The organism is Streptomyces sp. NPDC104581 (assembly GCF_055583685.1).
This window is the reverse complement of sequence record NZ_JBVJNN010000072.1, coordinates 1-14,130: the sequence shown is the minus strand read 5'-3', so window position 1 is coordinate 14,130 and position 14,130 is coordinate 1. Positions and strand designations below refer to the sequence as shown.

Sequence of the window (14,130 nt, the reverse complement as noted above, 5' to 3'; positions counted from 1 at the left end):
CCCTCTTCGGAGAGAGAAGAAAACAAGAGAAGGAGAGAAAGAGACCCCTCGGGGGGGGGCGCACCCCCCCCCCCCCCCCCCCCCCCCCCCCCCCCCCCCCCCCCCCCCCCCCACCGGTGTCGCCTCCGGGCGTTCCCGGGTCAGTCCTGCTTCTTGCGGCGTGTGCCGAAGACGATCTCGTCCCAGCTCGGCACCGCGGCACGGCGGTTGGGCCGTACGCCGTCGGCCTCCGCCTGGCGGTCCGTCGTACCGGTCAGCCGGTCGCGGTGGCCCGCCACCGCACGCGGCATCAGCACATCCGCGTACGCGGACCCGGCGCCCGCCGAGGCCGCCGGTGCCACCGGCTCCTCCTCGTCGTCCACCTGACCGGGCTCGATCGCCGGCGGCTCGGGCGGTGACGGGCGCTCCGGGACGACCATGTCGCCGCGGAAGCTCGGCACCGCCTCCAGCAGGCTGGTCAGGCTGTCGCGCTCGCTGGTGTCCTCGTCCGGGTCCGGCGCCGACGACCGCTCGATCTGCCGTTCCATGGCGCGGTCGAGCGGGCGCTCACGGTCCCTCGGCAGCCGCGCGATACGCGGGACGAAGGGAAAGCTCGGCTCCTTCGTACCGACGGCGAGCGAGTCGTCCGTCTCGCCGATCAGCGAGCGCGCCTCGTCGTCGACCGCCTGGACGAGCCGCCGGGGCGGGTCGTAGGTCCAGCTCGCCGAGTGCGGTTCGCCCGCGACCCGGTAGACGAGCAGCACCTCCCAGGTGCCGTCGTCGCGGCGCCACGAGTCCCACTGCGCGGTCTCCTTGTCGGCGCCGCGCATCAGCAGCCGCTCGTTGACCGCCTCGCCGAGCTGGGGGCCGGTGTTCTCACCGGGGCGCCGTACCGCCGTCTTCCTGGCGCGCTCGGCCATGAAGGCGCGCTCGGCCAGCACGGGTCCCTCGAAGCGCCGGACCCGGTCGACCGGGATTCCGGCCATCTGGGCGACCTCCTCGGCGGAGGCTCCGGACCTTATCCGCGCCTGGATGTCACGGGGCCTGAGGTGGCTCTCCACCTCGATCTCGATCTGGCCGAGGCGGGCGCGGTCGTTGCGCACGGCGGCACGCAGCCGCTCGTCGATGGGGAGCGTGTACTCCGTGCTGTCGGCAGCCTTGAGCACCAGTCGTGTGCCGTCGTTGGAGACGGCCACGACACGCAGTTCGGCCATGGGGACCTCCCGGGTGGTGCCTGCCGACGTCACGTGCGTCGCTGCTTCCGCTGGTCGAGTGTGACTTGCCCGGGTGCAGCCTGCCACAACCTTGCCGAGTTGCCCGGCGTGTCGGGCATGTGCCCTGGAACGCCGTCATGACACGGTTGCCTGTTTGCGACTCAGAGTGACAGACCCGGTCACGCTGTGTAGCAGGCGCCCGTGCGGTGCGATCGCGCCGCCGGATCGAGTGCCGCTTCGGCCCCCTTCCCGTAGGCCCGGACATCTGTGAAGGCGTCCGGCCCCAGGGCTCGCCACAGTACTCCATTCGGGCCATCGGGGTGGACTGCCACGCCATCGAAGTTCTCCGGTGACGGGGGAGTTGACGGGGTGTCCGTATCCCTCGTGCGTGTGTCAATTCACACAATCTCCATAAGCGGAACTATCTGATTCGCTCAGAGGTCTCTTCCTGGTGCACGGTGGCACGGATGGGCGAGCAGAGGTTGGAGATGAATCAGAGGCGGAACCCGGACACCCGGACCGGTGACGGGGTGGCGACGCAACGGCTCGAATTGAGCCTGCCGCAGGTCGCGGGCAGCGCGCTCGCGGCGATCGCGGCGGCGGTGTTCGCCTCCAAGCTCGGGGTGTACGGCACGATCATCGGCGCCGGAGTGGTGAGCGTGATCGCGACCTGCGGTGGCACGGTCTTCCAGCATCTCTTCCGGCGCACCGGCGACCAGATACGTGAGGTCTCGGTCCAGGTGAAGCCGAAGGCGCGCCAGGTGTACGACTCCCCTCCCGACCCCGCGCCGTCCCCGTCGCCGCCCGGCCGGTCTCTCCAGGAGGCCGCCGCCCGGGACGAGTTCGGGGGAGCCACCACGTACGGCACGCGCGTACGCGGCTGGAAGCGGCCCGTCGTCGCGGCCGGGGTCGTCTTCGCCTTGGCGATGCTCGCGATCACCGGGTACGAACTGGCCGCCGGACAGGACCTGAGCGGCGGCAGGGGGACGACGTTCAGCTCCGTCGTGCGGGGTGGCGACAGCGGCGGCGACTCCGCGCCCGACGGACCCGCCGGGCCGAGGGACGGTGGACCGGCCCCTTCCGGCGGCAGTACGGAGACGGACAGGGACAACGGAAACGGGACCCACGAACCCCCGACGCCGTCCGTCCCCGGCGACGGGCAGAGCGCGGTTCCGGAACCGCCCGGGAACGGCGGCCCTTCGACCAGCCCGGCCCCGGAGCCTTCGCGACCGGACGGCGGATCCGGCGACCCGGGCGGGGGCGTCTCGCCGCCGGCGCCCGAGTCCACGGCCCCGGCGTCCCCCGCGCCGTCGCCGTAGGGCCCGCCTCGATCGCCGGACGGGCCCCGCACGCGGCCGCTACGCGCCGATGACCCGCCGCAGATACGGATTGCCGAACAGCCGCTCCGGGTCCAGCCGGTCGCGTACCGCCGTGAACTCCTCGAAGCGCGGATAGACCCCGGCCAGATACGCCGCGTCCCGCGTGTGCACCTTGCCCCAGTGCGGCCTGCCGCCGTGCGCGGTCATGATCCGTTCCACCGCCGTGAAGTACGAGCGGTAGGGAGTGCCCCGGTACAGATGCACCGCGATGTACGCCGTCTCACGGCCCGACGCCGTCGACAGCGGGATGTCGTCGGCGGGCGCGGTGCGCACCTCCACCGGGAAACTCACCCGCAGGGGGGACCGCTCGATCATGGCCTTGACCTCGCGCAGCGCGCCCACCGCGGCCTCGCGCGGCAGGGCGTACTCCATCTCCACGAAGCGCACGCGGCGCGGGCTCGTGAAGACCTTGTAAGGAATGTCCGTGTACAGCCGGGCGGAGAGGGCGCGGCTGGAGACACGGGCGATCGCGGGGATGGTCATCGGCACCGCGCGGCCGAGCGAACAGGCCACCTGGAACAACCCGTTGGAGAGGAGTTCGTCCTCGATCCAGCCGCGGACCGGGCCGGCCGGGGCCGCCGGTCCGGCACTGCGGTTGTTGCGCTTGGTGTTGCAGTTGCCGGTGTGCGGAAACCAGTAGAACTCGAAGTGCTCGTTCTCGGCGACGAGCGCGTCGAACTCCGACGTCACGCGGTCGAACGGCATCGGCTCCTCGCGCGCCGTCAGCAGGAAGACCGGCTCGACGGCGAAGGTGATCGCGGAGACGACACCCAGCGCGCCCAGTCCGATCCTGGCGCTCGCGAAGACATCCGGATTCTCGTCCGGGGAGCAGGTCAGCACCGACCCGTCCGCCGTGACGAGTTCGAGCGCCCGGATCTGCGCGGCGATCGAGGCCGACTCGCGGCCGGTGCCGTGCGTGCCCGTGGACGTCGCGCCGGCGACGGTCTGGTCCATGATGTCGCCCATGTTGGTGAGGGAGAGGCCCTCCCTGGCCAGGGCCTCGTTCAGCCGCCTGAGCGGGGTGCCCGCCTCCACGGTGACGGTGCCGGCCCGCCGGTCGACGGCGCGGATGCCGGTGAGCAGATCGGGCCGTATCAGCAGGCCGTCGGTGGCCGCAGCGGAGGTGAACGAGTGCCCCGTACCGACCGCCTTGACCCGCAGCCCGTCCTCGGCGGCCGCGACGACCGCCTCGGCCAGCTCCGCCACGGAGGCGGGGGTGGCGGTGCGGGCGGGCCGCGCGCTCACGTTCCCCGCCCAGTTACGCCAGGTGCTTGTCGCGTTCCTCGTCACCGCCGCGCCCGTACCGGTGTTGGTCATCAGCCCCGCGCCCCTCTCCGTCCGTTGACCGCTCCAGCAGCCTGCGGTGGCCCAGCAGCGCCACCACGGCCGCGACGGCTCCCGCCGCGACGGGCACGGCGAACCCCGTCCGCGCTCCCGACGCGTCGACGACCCAGCCCCCCGCGGACGAGCCGAGCGCCACTCCGACGGCGAGTCCGGTACTGGTCCAGGTCATGCCCTCGGTGAGCTTCGTACGAGGTACGTGCGCCTCGACGAGGGCCATCGTCGTCACCATCGTCGGCGCGACCGACAGGCCGGCGACGAAGAGCGCCACGGCCAGGATCGGCAGAGTCCCGGCCAGTTGGAGGGGGATCATACTCACGGCCATCGCGCAGACTCCCACCAGCCACCTCCTGGACGCGCTGCCCCGGGGGTGCAGCAGCCCGAAGACGGCGCCGGCGAGGCAGGAGCCGAGCGCGTACACGGCCAGCACGAGGCTCGCCGCCGTCTTGTTCCCCCGCTCCTCCGCGAACGCCACGGTCACCACGTCGACGGCGCCGAAGATCGCGCCGGTCGCCACGAACGTGACCACCAGCACCTGGAGACCGGGGGAGCGCAGCGCGGTGTCCCCGGTGTGGTGCTCGCGCGGCTGCGGCACCGGCTCGGTGGCGCGCTGCGCCGTCAGCCAGAAGACGCCCACCAGCAGGAAGAGCGCGGCCAGCAGCGGCCCCGACTCGGGGAACCAGGCCGTGGACAGACCGATCGCGACGATCGGGCCGAAGATGAAGCACAGCTCGTCGACGATCGACTCCCAGGCGTACGCGGCGTGCAGCTCGCGCGGCGACCCCCGGTAGATCTCCGCCCAGCGCGCCCGCACCATCGACCCCACGCTCGGCACACAGCCCGCGCCGGCGGCGAAGACGAAGAGCGTCCACTCGGGCGCCGAGCGCTGGGCGCACACCAGCAGTCCGGCGACCGCCGTCACGGCGGTCAGCGTGGCCGGCCGCAGCACCCGCCGCTGACCGTGCCGGTCGACCAGCCGCGAGATCAGCGGACCCAGGCACGCGGCGGACAGCGCCAGCGTCGCCGCGAGCGCGCCCGCCAGCCCGTAGCGGCCGGTGAGCTGGGAGACCATCGTCACGACGCCGATGCCCATCATGGACAGCGGCATCCGGCCGACGAGGCCGGCCGCGCTGAATCCCAGGGTGCCGGGCGCGGCGAAGATCGCGCGGTAGGGACTGGCCACGGGTCGCTCCGGTGGGCGCTGTCGCGAGTGACGGCGCGTACGGCCGCTGACCACTGGCGGTAAGGAATGAACAGGCCGGGACAGCTTACGGCCCGGCGGCGCCCGAGCGCGTCGCGATTTACCGCCGCCCAGCGGTGGATGGCAGGATCGGGACATGCCCGAACAGCGTGCGACCTCTCCCTACGACGCCCTTCTCCTGCTGTCCTTCGGCGGTCCCGAAGGCCCGGACGACGTGGTTCCGTTCCTGCGGAACGTGACGCGTGGCCGGGGCATCCCCGAGGAGCGGCTCAAGGAAGTCGGGCAGCACTACTTCCTGTTCGGCGGCGTCAGCCCGATCAACGAGCAGAACCGCGTCCTGCTGGCGGCCCTGCGCGCGGACTTCGCCGAGAACGGCCTGGAACTGCCCGTCTACTGGGGCAACCGCAACTGGGCGCCCTATCTGACCGACACCCTGCGGGAGATGACCCGGGACGGCAGGCGCCGCGTCGCCGTCCTGGCCACCAGCGCCTACGCCTCCTACTCCGGCTGCCGCCAGTACCGCGAGAACCTCGCGGACGCGCTCGCCACGCTCGTGGACGAGGGCCTGGAGCCGCCCCGTGTCGACAAACTGCGGCACTACTTCAACCACCCCGGCTTCGTCCGGCCCATGGCCGAGAGCGTGCTCGCGTCCCTCGCCGACCTCCCCGAGGAGGTGCGCGCGGGCGCCCACCTCGCGTTCACCACCCACTCCGTGCCGGTGGCCGCGGCGGACACCTCGGGCCCCGCCGAGGACCACGGCGACGGCGGCGCGTACGTCGCCCAGCACCTCGAGGTGGCGCGGCTGATCGCCGACACGGTGCGCGAGGAGACGGGTGCCGAGCACCCCTGGCGGCTCGTGTACCAGTCCCGCAGCGGCGCCCCGCACATCCCGTGGCTGGAGCCCGACATCTGCGACCACCTGGAGGCCCTGCACGCCGAGGGCGCCCCGGCGGTCGTGATGGCGCCCATCGGGTTCGTCTCGGACCACATGGAGGTGCTGTACGACCTCGACACCGAGGCCGCGGCGAAGGCCGCCGAACTCGGGCTGCCGGTCCGGCGCTCGGCGACCGTCGGCGCGGACGGGCGGTTCGTCGGGGCCGTACGCGATCTGCTCCTGGAGCGCGCGGCGACCGAGCGCGGTGGCGCGGTGGAGCGGTGCGCGCTCGGTGTGCTCGGCCCCAGCCACGACGTCTGCCCGGTCGGCTGCTGTCCCGCGCGGACGCCCCGGCCGGCCGCCGCGGGCGCCGACAGCCCGTACGCCTGACGCCGCGCGCCCGGTGTCCCGTACGCCGACGACCCCGCACCGGCATCCCCGTCCGCCGTCCGCCCACCACCCGTCCCACCACCCGGTGCCCTCCCGAGGAGTGACCTGCCCGTGACCGAGTCCCGCCCGGACGCCGACACCGACGACCTCACCTCCGAACTGCTCGCCCTCGCCCTGGAGGCCGCGAGCCGGGCCGGCGCGCTGCTGCGCGACGGCCGCCCCGCCGACCTGGGCGTGGCCGCGACCAAGTCCAGCCCCATCGACGTCGTCACCGAGATGGACATCGCCGCCGAGAAGCTGATCACCGGATTCCTGTCGGAGAACCGCCCCGACGACGGCTTCCTCGGTGAGGAGGGCGCCAGTTCGGCGGGCAGCAGCGGCGTCCGCTGGGTGATCGACCCGCTGGACGGCACCGTCAACTACCTGTACGGGCTGCCGACCTGGGCCGTCTCCATCGCCGCCGAACGCGACGGCGTCACGGTCGTCGGCGTGGTCGAGGCCCCGATGCGCCGCGAGACCTTCCGGGCCGTGCTCGGCGGCGGGGCGTATCTCAACGACCGGCCGGTGCGCTGCCGTCCCGCGCCGCCGCTGGAACAGGCACTGGTCTCGACCGGCTTCAACTACGTCACCACCGTCCGCGCCCACCAGGCCTCCGTGGCGGCGCGGCTGATCCCCCGGCTGCGGGACATCCGGCGCGGCGGCTCGGCCGCCGTGGACCTCTGCGACCTCGCCGCGGGCCGGCTCGACGGCTACTACGAGCGCGGGCTGTATCCGTGGGACCTCGCGGCCGGCGATCTCGTCGCACGCGAGGCGGGCGCGCTGACCGGCGGCCGTCCCGGCGCCCCGGCCGACGGCGGCCTCACGGTCGCGGCCACCCCCGGTGTCTTCGAACCGCTCCAGGCGCTCCTGGAGGAGTACGGCGCCTGGCACGACTGATCCACGCGGCCCCCTTACCGGCCGGTCCCGGGTCCCGCCCCGGACATGGAAGGACCCCGGCGCCGTCCCATGGCGCCGGGGTCCTTCCCGCGCGGGTCACACGTTGGCGGCGCCGAACTGAACGCCGTGCTCCGCGGCGAGGCGGTGCAGGTCCTCCAGCTCCTCCTGCTCGACCTCCGCGAGGAAGTCGTCGCCCGTCTCACGAGCGCGTGTGAGATCGGATTCCGTGGCCCTTATACGCTGCAGAAGCCCTGCGGTGAATGCGTCCATTGCGCCCCCTCGGCGTGGGTCGATGGCACGGGGGTGTGCCGACGTCGTGGTCAAGTGGCACCTGGAAGTGCCGACGGCGGTCGATCACGCACCACTCCCTCTGGGGGACAGAGCGGGTAGTGGCATGCCACGTGAAGGGCGTGATCTCGGGTGTTCACTCGTCATCCCCAGGGCGTGTCCGGGAGAAACCTCTACAGATTCAGGAATCTTGCGTATTCCTTCCGTATGCCGGACGGACGGCATTGTCTTACCGCCGGTTTATGCGCGTAGCGGGCAGGATGGGCCCGCACAACCCGTGCCACGACCTGCCCGGTTCCCCGGATTCCCGGCGATGGGCCCCACAGGAAGGACTTCGACGTGCGCGTACTCGTCGTCGAGGACGAGCAGCTGCTCGCCGATGCGGTGGCCACCGGGCTGCGCCGGGAGGCCATGGCCGTCGACGTCGTGTACGACGGCGCCGCGGCCCTGGAGCGGATCGGCGTCAACGACTACGACGTGGTCGTGCTCGACCGGGACCTCCCGCTGATCCACGGGGACGACGTCTGCCGCAAGATCGTCGAACTGGGCATGCCGACCCGGGTGCTGATGCTCACGGCGTCCGGCGACGTCAGCGACCGGGTCGAGGGCCTGGAGCTGGGCGCCGACGACTACCTTCCGAAGCCGTTCGCCTTCACCGAGCTGACCGCCCGCGTGCGCGCGCTCGGCCGCCGCACGACGGTCCCGCTGCCGCCGGTCCTGGAGCGATCGGGCATCAAGCTCGACCCGAACCGCCGTGAGGTCTTCCGGGACGGCAGGGAGATCCAGCTCGCGCCCAAGGAGTTCGCCGTCCTGGAGGTGCTGATGCGCAGCGAGGGCGCCGTGGTCTCCGCCGAGCAGCTTCTCGAGAAGGCGTGGGACGAGAACACCGACCCGTTCACCAATGTCGTGCGGGTCACGGTCATGACGCTGCGCCGCAAGCTCGGCGAGCCGCCCGTGATCGTGACCGTGCCCGGCTCCGGCTACCGGATCTGATGCCCGTGGCGACCACCCCGGCGCCGCCCGCGGCGCCCCCGAAACCGACCTGGGACCCACGGCGGCCCGACCAGGCGCCGCCGTGGGTCCGGCCGACGATCCGGATACGTCTGACACTGCTGTACGGCGGGATGTTCCTCATCGCCGGCATCCTGCTGCTGTCGATCATCTATCTGCTGGCGGCGCAGGCCATCAACGAGGGCAGCGAACTGGCCCTGAAGGTGACCGGCGTCAATGTCCAGCTGACGAGCCCCACTTGTCCGGGTCTGAACGAGGCCGTCAACAACGACCAGCTGAACGCGTCACTCAAGGCGTGCATGTCCGCCCAGCGCCAGCAGGCGCTCGACGACCTGCTCACCCGCTCGCTGTTCGCCCTCACCGGCCTGTCCATCATCGCCTTCGCGTTCGGTTACGCGATGGCCGGACGGGTCCTGTCGCCGCTCGGCCGGATCACCCGCACCGCGCGGCGCGTGGTCGGGTCCGACCTCTCCCGCCGGATCGAGCTGGACGGCCCGGACGACGAACTGAAGGAGCTGGCCGACACCTTCGACGAGATGCTGGAGCGCCTGGAGCGGGCCTTCACCGCGCAGCAGCGCTTCGTCGCCAACGCCTCCCACGAGCTGCGCACACCGCTCGCGATCAACCGGACACTGCTGGAGGTCCAGCTCTCCGACCCGGCCGCGCCCGTGGAGCTCCAGCAGCTCGGCCGGACGCTGCTGGCCACCAACGAGCGCAGTGAGCAGCTGGTGGAGGGCCTGCTGCTGCTGGCCCGCAGCGACAACCAGCTCGTGGAGCGCAAGCCCGTCGATCTCGCCGAGGTCGCCACCCGCGCGGTCGACCAGACGCGCGGCGAGGCCGAGGCCGAGGGCGTCGAGATCCGCGGTGAGCGTGCGCCGGCGGTCGTGCAGGGGAACGGCGTCCTGCTGGAGCGCATCGCGCTCAACCTCGTGCAGAACGCCGTGCGTTACAACGTGAAGGAGGGGGGCTGGGTCGAGGTCACGACGGTGGTCGAGCACGGTCAGGCGGTGCTGCTGGTGTCGAACACGGGGCCGGTGGTTCCCGCGTACGAGATCGACAACATCTTCGAACCGTTCCGCCGCCTCCGTACGGAGCGGACCGGCAGCGACAGGGGCGTGGGCCTCGGCCTGTCGATCGCCCGCTCGGTCGCGCGGGCCCACGGGGGCCGTATCATCGCGGAGCCCCGCGAGGGAGGCGGGCTCGTGATGCGTGTCACTCTGCCTGTCTGAACTTTCGCTCCGGATCGGAGCGAAGTTCGCTTTGCGCGGAATTTTCGGGACCCGTTACCGGTTGGGGCGTGTGTGATCGATCACAGAGGCGAATTCAAGCCTCGCACTCTCTGTGATCAAGCCCCTGACGGAAAGCCGTAAAAATCCGGGTTTCCGGGGGTCGGGATCACGGGAAGTACACGGGGTGGCGCCCGTGAAGTACGACATTCGGACCGTGTACGGTCCGGTTCGCACCCAAAGCCGATCACTCGGAAAGAGTCCGGTTGGGTGTCGATTGAGTAACAGACCTTGATGTGAGGCAAAATCTCCGCCTCAGGTCGGGCACAAGTCCGGCCTCTCACGCGTTACGTGCGCTGAGACACCGATGACACCCAGAGGGGGAGAAGCGACATGGCAACGGATTACGACACCCCACGCAAGACCGACGACGACGTCGATTCCGACAGCCTTGAGGAACTGAAGGCACGCCGGAACGACAAGTCGACATCCGCGGTCGACGTGGACGAGTTCGAGCAGGCCGAGGGACTTGAACTGCCCGGGGCCGACCTCTCCAACGAGGAGCTGTCGGTTCGCGTACTGCCCAGGCAGGCAGACGAGTTCACCTGCATGAGCTGCTTCCTCGTCCACCACCGCAGTCAGCTGTCCCGGGAGAAGAACGGTCAGCCCATCTGCCGCGACTGCGACTGAGGAGCGGTCGGCCGTGGCAGGTGACACACCGTCCAGGAAACGGCGTTTCCGGCGCTCGAAGGCACCGGAGGCGTACCAGAGCGGTCCCGGCCCGGCAGAAGGCACCACGCCCGCTGCCGAGCACTCCGCTCTCCTGCCCCACCCCGGCGTATCCGACGACTACGGGCGAGGCCATCCGGCCTCGCTCGAAGCGGCCCCCGGCGGCCAGGACGGGTCCGCGAGCGGCTCCCGGCGCCCCGGCAGGGTCAGGCGGGGCATCCAGAAGGGCGGCGCGAGCGCCAGGGCGGGACTCGCCCATCTCGCCGACCGGATCATCGACATCGCCCCGCGCGTTCCCGTCCGTGATCTGGCCACGCTCCGAAGGCAGTTCCCGGGCCTTGGGCCCGAAGAGCTCGCCGACCGGCTCGTCGCGGGCGCGGCGAACAGCAGCTCCACCGTCGGTGCCGGCATCGGCGCCGTCGCGATGATGCCCGTACCGCCCGCGATGCCGACCGAACTGGCCGCGGAGATCACGGCCGTCGCCGCGATCGAACTCAAGCTCATCGCCGAGCTGCACGAGGTCTACGGCCTGCGTCCGCCCGGCAATCTCAAGGAGCGCAGCACCGCGTATCTGACCTCGTGGACCGAGGAGCGCGGTGTCGACATCACCAAACCGACGACGATCAACGGCGCGCTCTCCGGCCGGATGAAGCGCGAACTGCGCCAGCAGATCATGAAGCGCACGGTCCGCAGCCTGCCCAACCTGGTGCCGTTCATGATCGGAGCTGCCGTCGGCGCGATGATGAACCGGCGCGACACCCAGAAGGTCGCCGAGCGCATTCGCAAGGATCTGCGCGCCCGCCGGGTCTCCTGGGACGCGCTGCCCGCACTGCCGCCGCTGGAGCAGCCGAAGATCCTGCCCCCCGAGCTCCCCGAGGGACTCGGCCGCCAGACCCCCTAGGGAGTCGACGTCTCCCTCTCCTCGCTCCCGCTCCGCCGCACCGCGTCCAGCGCCGCCGCGAGCGCCTTCGGGTTCCGGGTCGACACATAGACGTACGGTGTCGGATCGGCCGGGTCCGTGATCTCCACCCGCAGCGCCGTCGGGATGTAGCTGCGCAGCAGCATGAAGGCACGGGGGTCGGCCTTGTGCATGCGCCAGGCGCGCGCCTCCTCACCGGCCAGCACCTGCGCGCCGCCGAGCGCCGCCACCGGGATCCGGGCATCGCCCACGACCAGCGAGCCGGCCACCACGCGGATCCGCGCGGAGCCGTACGAGCTGACGGCCAGGGCCGCCAGCAGACCGGTCACCACCACCGCCCCGAGCATCGGCACCGTGCCCAGCGGCAGCAGGATCAGACCGCCCGAGAGCGCGACAAGAGCGGTGATCACCCACCAGGAACCCGGTGCGGTGAGACGTTCGTCGTAAGGCGCCGCTGAATGCTCCATGGAGCCAAGCTTGGCACGGTGCGACCGGCGGGTAGCCGCGCGGGTAAGGTCTGCGGCTGTGAGTACTGCGCCCTCCGGGGGGAAGACACCCCGCTCCGCCGCCCGGTCCCCGGCCCTGACGCCGCCGGCCGACGCCATAGCGCCGGTACGGCACCCGGACGCCCCGGCCCCCGGTGAGCCCCTCGGCTCGCACTACGCGCACTGCTTCGGCTGCGGTGACGAGCAGCCCCACGGCCTCCACCTCCAGGCCAGGGCCGGCGAAGGCGTCACGATCACGGCCGAGTTCACCGTACGCCCCGCCCACCAGGGCGCCCCCGGCCTCGCGCACGGCGGCGTGCTCGCCACCGCGCTCGACGAGTCGCTCGGCGCGCTCAGCTGGCTCCTGCGCGTGGTCGCCGTGACCGGGAAGCTGGAGACGGACTTCGTCCGCCCCGTCCCCGTGGGTTCGGTGCTCTTCCTGGCGGCCGAGGCCACCGCCGTGAGCGGCCGCAAGATCTTCTGCTCCGCGACCGGCCGGCTCGGCGGCCCCGAGGGCCCCGTCGCGCTGCGCGCCGACGCCCTCTTCGTCGAGGTCAAGGTCGACCACTTCATCGACAACGGCCGCCAGGAGGAGATCCGGGTGGCCATGGCCGATCCCGACCAGGTCAGGCGCGCCCGCGCCTTCGAGGTGAACCCATGAGTCCCGCCCCCCGCACCCCCGTCGACGTGCTGATCCGCCGGACCGACCCGGACGTGCCGCTCCCCTCGTACGCGCACCCGGGCGACGCCGGCGTCGATCTGGTCACCACCGAGGCCGCCGATCTCGCTCCGGGCGAACGCGTCGTATTGCCCACCGGGGTTTCCCTCGCGCTGCCCGACGGGTACGCCGCCTTCGTACACCCGCGATCCGGGCTGGCCGCCCGTTGTGGGGTGGCGCTGGTGAATGCCCCGGGGACGGTGGATGCCGGGTACCGTGGGGAGATCAAGGTGATCGTGGTCAATCTCGATCCGCGCGAGACGGTGCGGTTCGAGCGGTTCGACCGGATTGCCCAACTGGTCGTCCAGCAGGTCGAGAGGGTGCGCTTCCACGAGGTGGCGGAGCTTCCCGGCTCGGCAAGGGCCGAGGGGGGCTTCGGGTCCACCGGAGGTCATGCCGCGGTGGGCGCTTCACAGGGCGGGAATCGATACGCATCGGTCGTATCCGACCGGGAAGGACAGTGACGTGTTCGGACGTCGCAAGAAGAGCGGTGCCGCCGAAGACACGGCGGGCGAGGCCGAGCAGGTCGTCGACGACAACGACGCCGATGACACGCAGGACGGGGCCGAGCAGCCCCGCCGGGTGAATCTTCCCCCGGCTCCCAGGCCCGACGGGCCGTGGGACATCTCCGAGGTCTCCAAGCCCGACGAGGGCCGGGTCGACCTGGGCGGTATCTACGTCCCCGGAGTCGACGGAATGGAGCTCCGTGTAGAGGTCGCGGGTGACGCGATCGTCGCGGCGACCGTCGTTGTACGCGACAGCGCCGTACAGCTCCAGGCCTTCGCCGCGCCCAAGAAGGAGGGCATCTGGAGCGAGGTGCGGGAGGAGATCGCCTCGGGCATCACTCAGCAGGGCGGCATCATCGACGAGGTCGAGGGCCCGCTCGGCTGGGAGCTGCGGGCCCAGGTGCCGGTGCAGCTCCCGGACGGCACCGGCGGCGTACAGCTCGTGCGCTTCATCGGGGTCGACGGCCCGCGCTGGTTCCTGCGCGGAGTGATCTCCGGACAGGGCGCGGTACAGCCCGAGGCCGCCGGACTGCTGGAGCAGATCTTCAAGGACACGGTCGTCGTGCGCGGCGAGGGCCCGATGGCGCCCCGCGACCCGATCGTCCTGAAGCTGCCGGACGACGCGCAGATGGTTGCCGAGGGCGTCCAGCAGGCCGAGGAGCAGGAGGGCTCACGCTTCGCCGGCGGTATGGGGCAGCTCCAGCGCGGCCCCGAGATCACCGAGGTGCGCTGACCCGGGGGTCCGAGGCCCCGGGGACACGCCCCCGGCGGCCACTCCGGGGACGCCCGGACACGCTCGACCCGCGCCGGGGGGGGGGGGGGGGCGCGGGGGGGGGGGGGGCCGCCCCAGGGGGGGGGGGGGGGTCTGAACCCACCACCACGCCCACTCCGAAACCCCCCACACCCCTCCGCCCCCGGGTCGGGCCCAAAAGGG

15 protein-coding genes are annotated in these 14,130 nt (G+C 71.9%); 10 read left to right on the top strand and 5 right to left on the bottom strand.

What is annotated here, in order from left to right:
• Positions 1-140: 140 nt before the first annotated feature.
• Positions 141-1,193 (bottom strand): septation protein SepH, encoded by a 1,053-nt coding sequence (sepH, locus tag ACZ61E_RS31835; protein WP_469703816.1) that lies wholly within the window; start codon positions 1,191-1,193, stop codon positions 141-143.
• A gap of 488 nt (positions 1,194-1,681) precedes the next feature.
• On the opposite strand from sepH, the gene ACZ61E_RS31830 reads away from it, so the two are divergent.
• Positions 1,682-2,512 (top strand): hypothetical protein, encoded by an 831-nt coding sequence (locus tag ACZ61E_RS31830; RefSeq protein WP_469703814.1) that lies wholly within the window; start codon positions 1,682-1,684, stop codon positions 2,510-2,512.
• 39 nt (positions 2,513-2,551) lie between these two features.
• Here ACZ61E_RS31830 and ACZ61E_RS31825 read toward each other — a convergent pair whose 3' ends face one another.
• Positions 2,552-3,889 carry a D-arabinono-1,4-lactone oxidase gene (locus ACZ61E_RS31825; protein ID WP_469703812.1) on the bottom strand — a complete coding sequence of 446 codons (1,338 nt, stop codon included), beginning with the start codon at positions 3,887-3,889 and terminating at the stop codon, positions 2,552-2,554.
• A complete protein-coding gene (locus ACZ61E_RS31820) occupies positions 3,831-5,096 on the bottom strand; it encodes an MFS transporter (RefSeq protein ID WP_469703811.1) in 1,266 nt (421 codons plus the stop codon). Before ACZ61E_RS31820 ends, ACZ61E_RS31825 begins: the two co-directional genes overlap by 59 nt.
• 154 nt (positions 5,097-5,250) lie before the next feature.
• Between ACZ61E_RS31820 and ACZ61E_RS31815 the strand changes: the two genes are divergently transcribed.
• Positions 5,251-6,378, top strand: a complete 1,128-nt coding sequence (locus tag ACZ61E_RS31815) for a ferrochelatase (RefSeq protein WP_469703809.1) — start codon at positions 5,251-5,253, stop codon at positions 6,376-6,378.
• A 111-nt stretch (positions 6,379-6,489) separates the two neighbouring features.
• Positions 6,490-7,314: an inositol monophosphatase family protein gene (locus tag ACZ61E_RS31810; protein WP_469703808.1), complete on the top strand. Its 825-nt coding sequence runs from the start codon at positions 6,490-6,492 to the stop codon at positions 7,312-7,314.
• 96 nt (positions 7,315-7,410) lie between these two features.
• On the opposite strand, the gene ACZ61E_RS31805 is transcribed toward ACZ61E_RS31810, so the two are convergent.
• The gene (locus ACZ61E_RS31805) at positions 7,411-7,584 is read right to left on the bottom strand and encodes a hypothetical protein (RefSeq protein ID WP_187280419.1); all 174 of its coding nucleotides are present in this window, start codon (positions 7,582-7,584) and stop codon (positions 7,411-7,413) included.
• Positions 7,585-7,941: 357 nt separating this feature from the next.
• On the opposite strand from ACZ61E_RS31805, the gene ACZ61E_RS31800 reads away from it, so the two are divergent.
• The 4 genes from ACZ61E_RS31800 to ACZ61E_RS31785 all read left to right on the top strand — a co-directional run bounded on the left by ACZ61E_RS31800 (position 7,942) and on the right by ACZ61E_RS31785 (position 11,469).
• Entirely contained in the window at positions 7,942-8,595 is a 654-nt protein-coding gene (locus ACZ61E_RS31800; RefSeq protein ID WP_364645701.1) for a response regulator transcription factor, read from the top strand.
• A 5-nt stretch (positions 8,596-8,600) separates the two neighbouring features.
• Complete coding sequence (locus ACZ61E_RS31795) at positions 8,601-9,842, top strand: sensor histidine kinase (RefSeq protein ID WP_469703806.1); 1,242 nt, start codon at positions 8,601-8,603, stop codon at positions 9,840-9,842.
• A 390-nt stretch (positions 9,843-10,232) separates the two neighbouring features.
• Positions 10,233-10,529, top strand: coding sequence for a DUF4193 domain-containing protein (locus ACZ61E_RS31790; protein WP_023538148.1), 297 nt, complete (start codon positions 10,233-10,235; stop codon positions 10,527-10,529).
• Between the two features lie 13 nt (positions 10,530-10,542).
• Entirely contained in the window at positions 10,543-11,469 is a 927-nt protein-coding gene (locus ACZ61E_RS31785; protein ID WP_469703804.1) for a hypothetical protein, read from the top strand.
• On the opposite strand, the gene ACZ61E_RS31780 is transcribed toward ACZ61E_RS31785, so the two are convergent.
• Positions 11,466-11,954, bottom strand: a complete 489-nt coding sequence (locus ACZ61E_RS31780; RefSeq protein WP_469703802.1) for a DUF3093 domain-containing protein — start codon at positions 11,952-11,954, stop codon at positions 11,466-11,468. The two genes, ACZ61E_RS31785 and ACZ61E_RS31780, sit on opposite strands and share 4 nt — an antisense overlap.
• 58 nt (positions 11,955-12,012) lie before the next feature.
• Here ACZ61E_RS31780 and ACZ61E_RS31775 point away from each other — a divergent pair, with 58 nt between their 5' ends.
• From ACZ61E_RS31775 to ACZ61E_RS31765, 3 genes are read left to right on the top strand one after another with little or no spacing between them, the layout of a single operon-like run.
• Positions 12,013-12,633, top strand: a complete 621-nt coding sequence (locus tag ACZ61E_RS31775; RefSeq protein WP_469703800.1) for a PaaI family thioesterase — start codon at positions 12,013-12,015, stop codon at positions 12,631-12,633.
• Positions 12,630-13,154: a dUTP diphosphatase gene (gene dut, locus ACZ61E_RS31770; RefSeq protein ID WP_469703798.1), complete on the top strand. Its 525-nt coding sequence runs from the start codon at positions 12,630-12,632 to the stop codon at positions 13,152-13,154. Before ACZ61E_RS31775 ends, dut begins: the two co-directional genes overlap by 4 nt.
• Before the next feature lies 1 nt (position 13,155).
• Positions 13,156-13,929, top strand: coding sequence for a DUF3710 domain-containing protein (locus tag ACZ61E_RS31765; protein WP_469703796.1), 774 nt, complete (start codon positions 13,156-13,158; stop codon positions 13,927-13,929).
• Positions 13,930-14,130 lie beyond the last annotated feature (201 nt).

What these genes read in the sequence shown, in the direction of transcription:
- ACZ61E_RS31815 (WP_469703809.1), top strand. Translation starts at nt 5,251, where the DNA reads ATGCCCGAACAGCGTGCGACCTCTCCCTACGACGCCCTTCTCCTGCTG.
- dut (WP_469703798.1), top strand. Translation starts at nt 12,630, where the DNA reads ATGAGTCCCGCCCCCCGCACCCCCGTCGACGTGCTGATCCGCCGGACC.
- ACZ61E_RS31780 (WP_469703802.1), bottom strand. Translation starts at nt 11,954, where the DNA reads ATGGAGCATTCAGCGGCGCCTTACGACGAACGTCTCACCGCACCGGGT.
- sepH (WP_469703816.1), bottom strand. Translation starts at nt 1,193, where the DNA reads ATGGCCGAACTGCGTGTCGTGGCCGTCTCCAACGACGGCACACGACTG.
- ACZ61E_RS31830 (WP_469703814.1), top strand. Translation starts at nt 1,682, where the DNA reads ATGAATCAGAGGCGGAACCCGGACACCCGGACCGGTGACGGGGTGGCG.
- ACZ61E_RS31790 (WP_023538148.1), top strand. Translation starts at nt 10,233, where the DNA reads ATGGCAACGGATTACGACACCCCACGCAAGACCGACGACGACGTCGAT.
- ACZ61E_RS31825 (WP_469703812.1), bottom strand. Translation starts at nt 3,889, where the DNA reads ATGACCAACACCGGTACGGGCGCGGCGGTGACGAGGAACGCGACAAGC.
- ACZ61E_RS31805 (WP_187280419.1), bottom strand. Translation starts at nt 7,584, where the DNA reads ATGGACGCATTCACCGCAGGGCTTCTGCAGCGTATAAGGGCCACGGAA.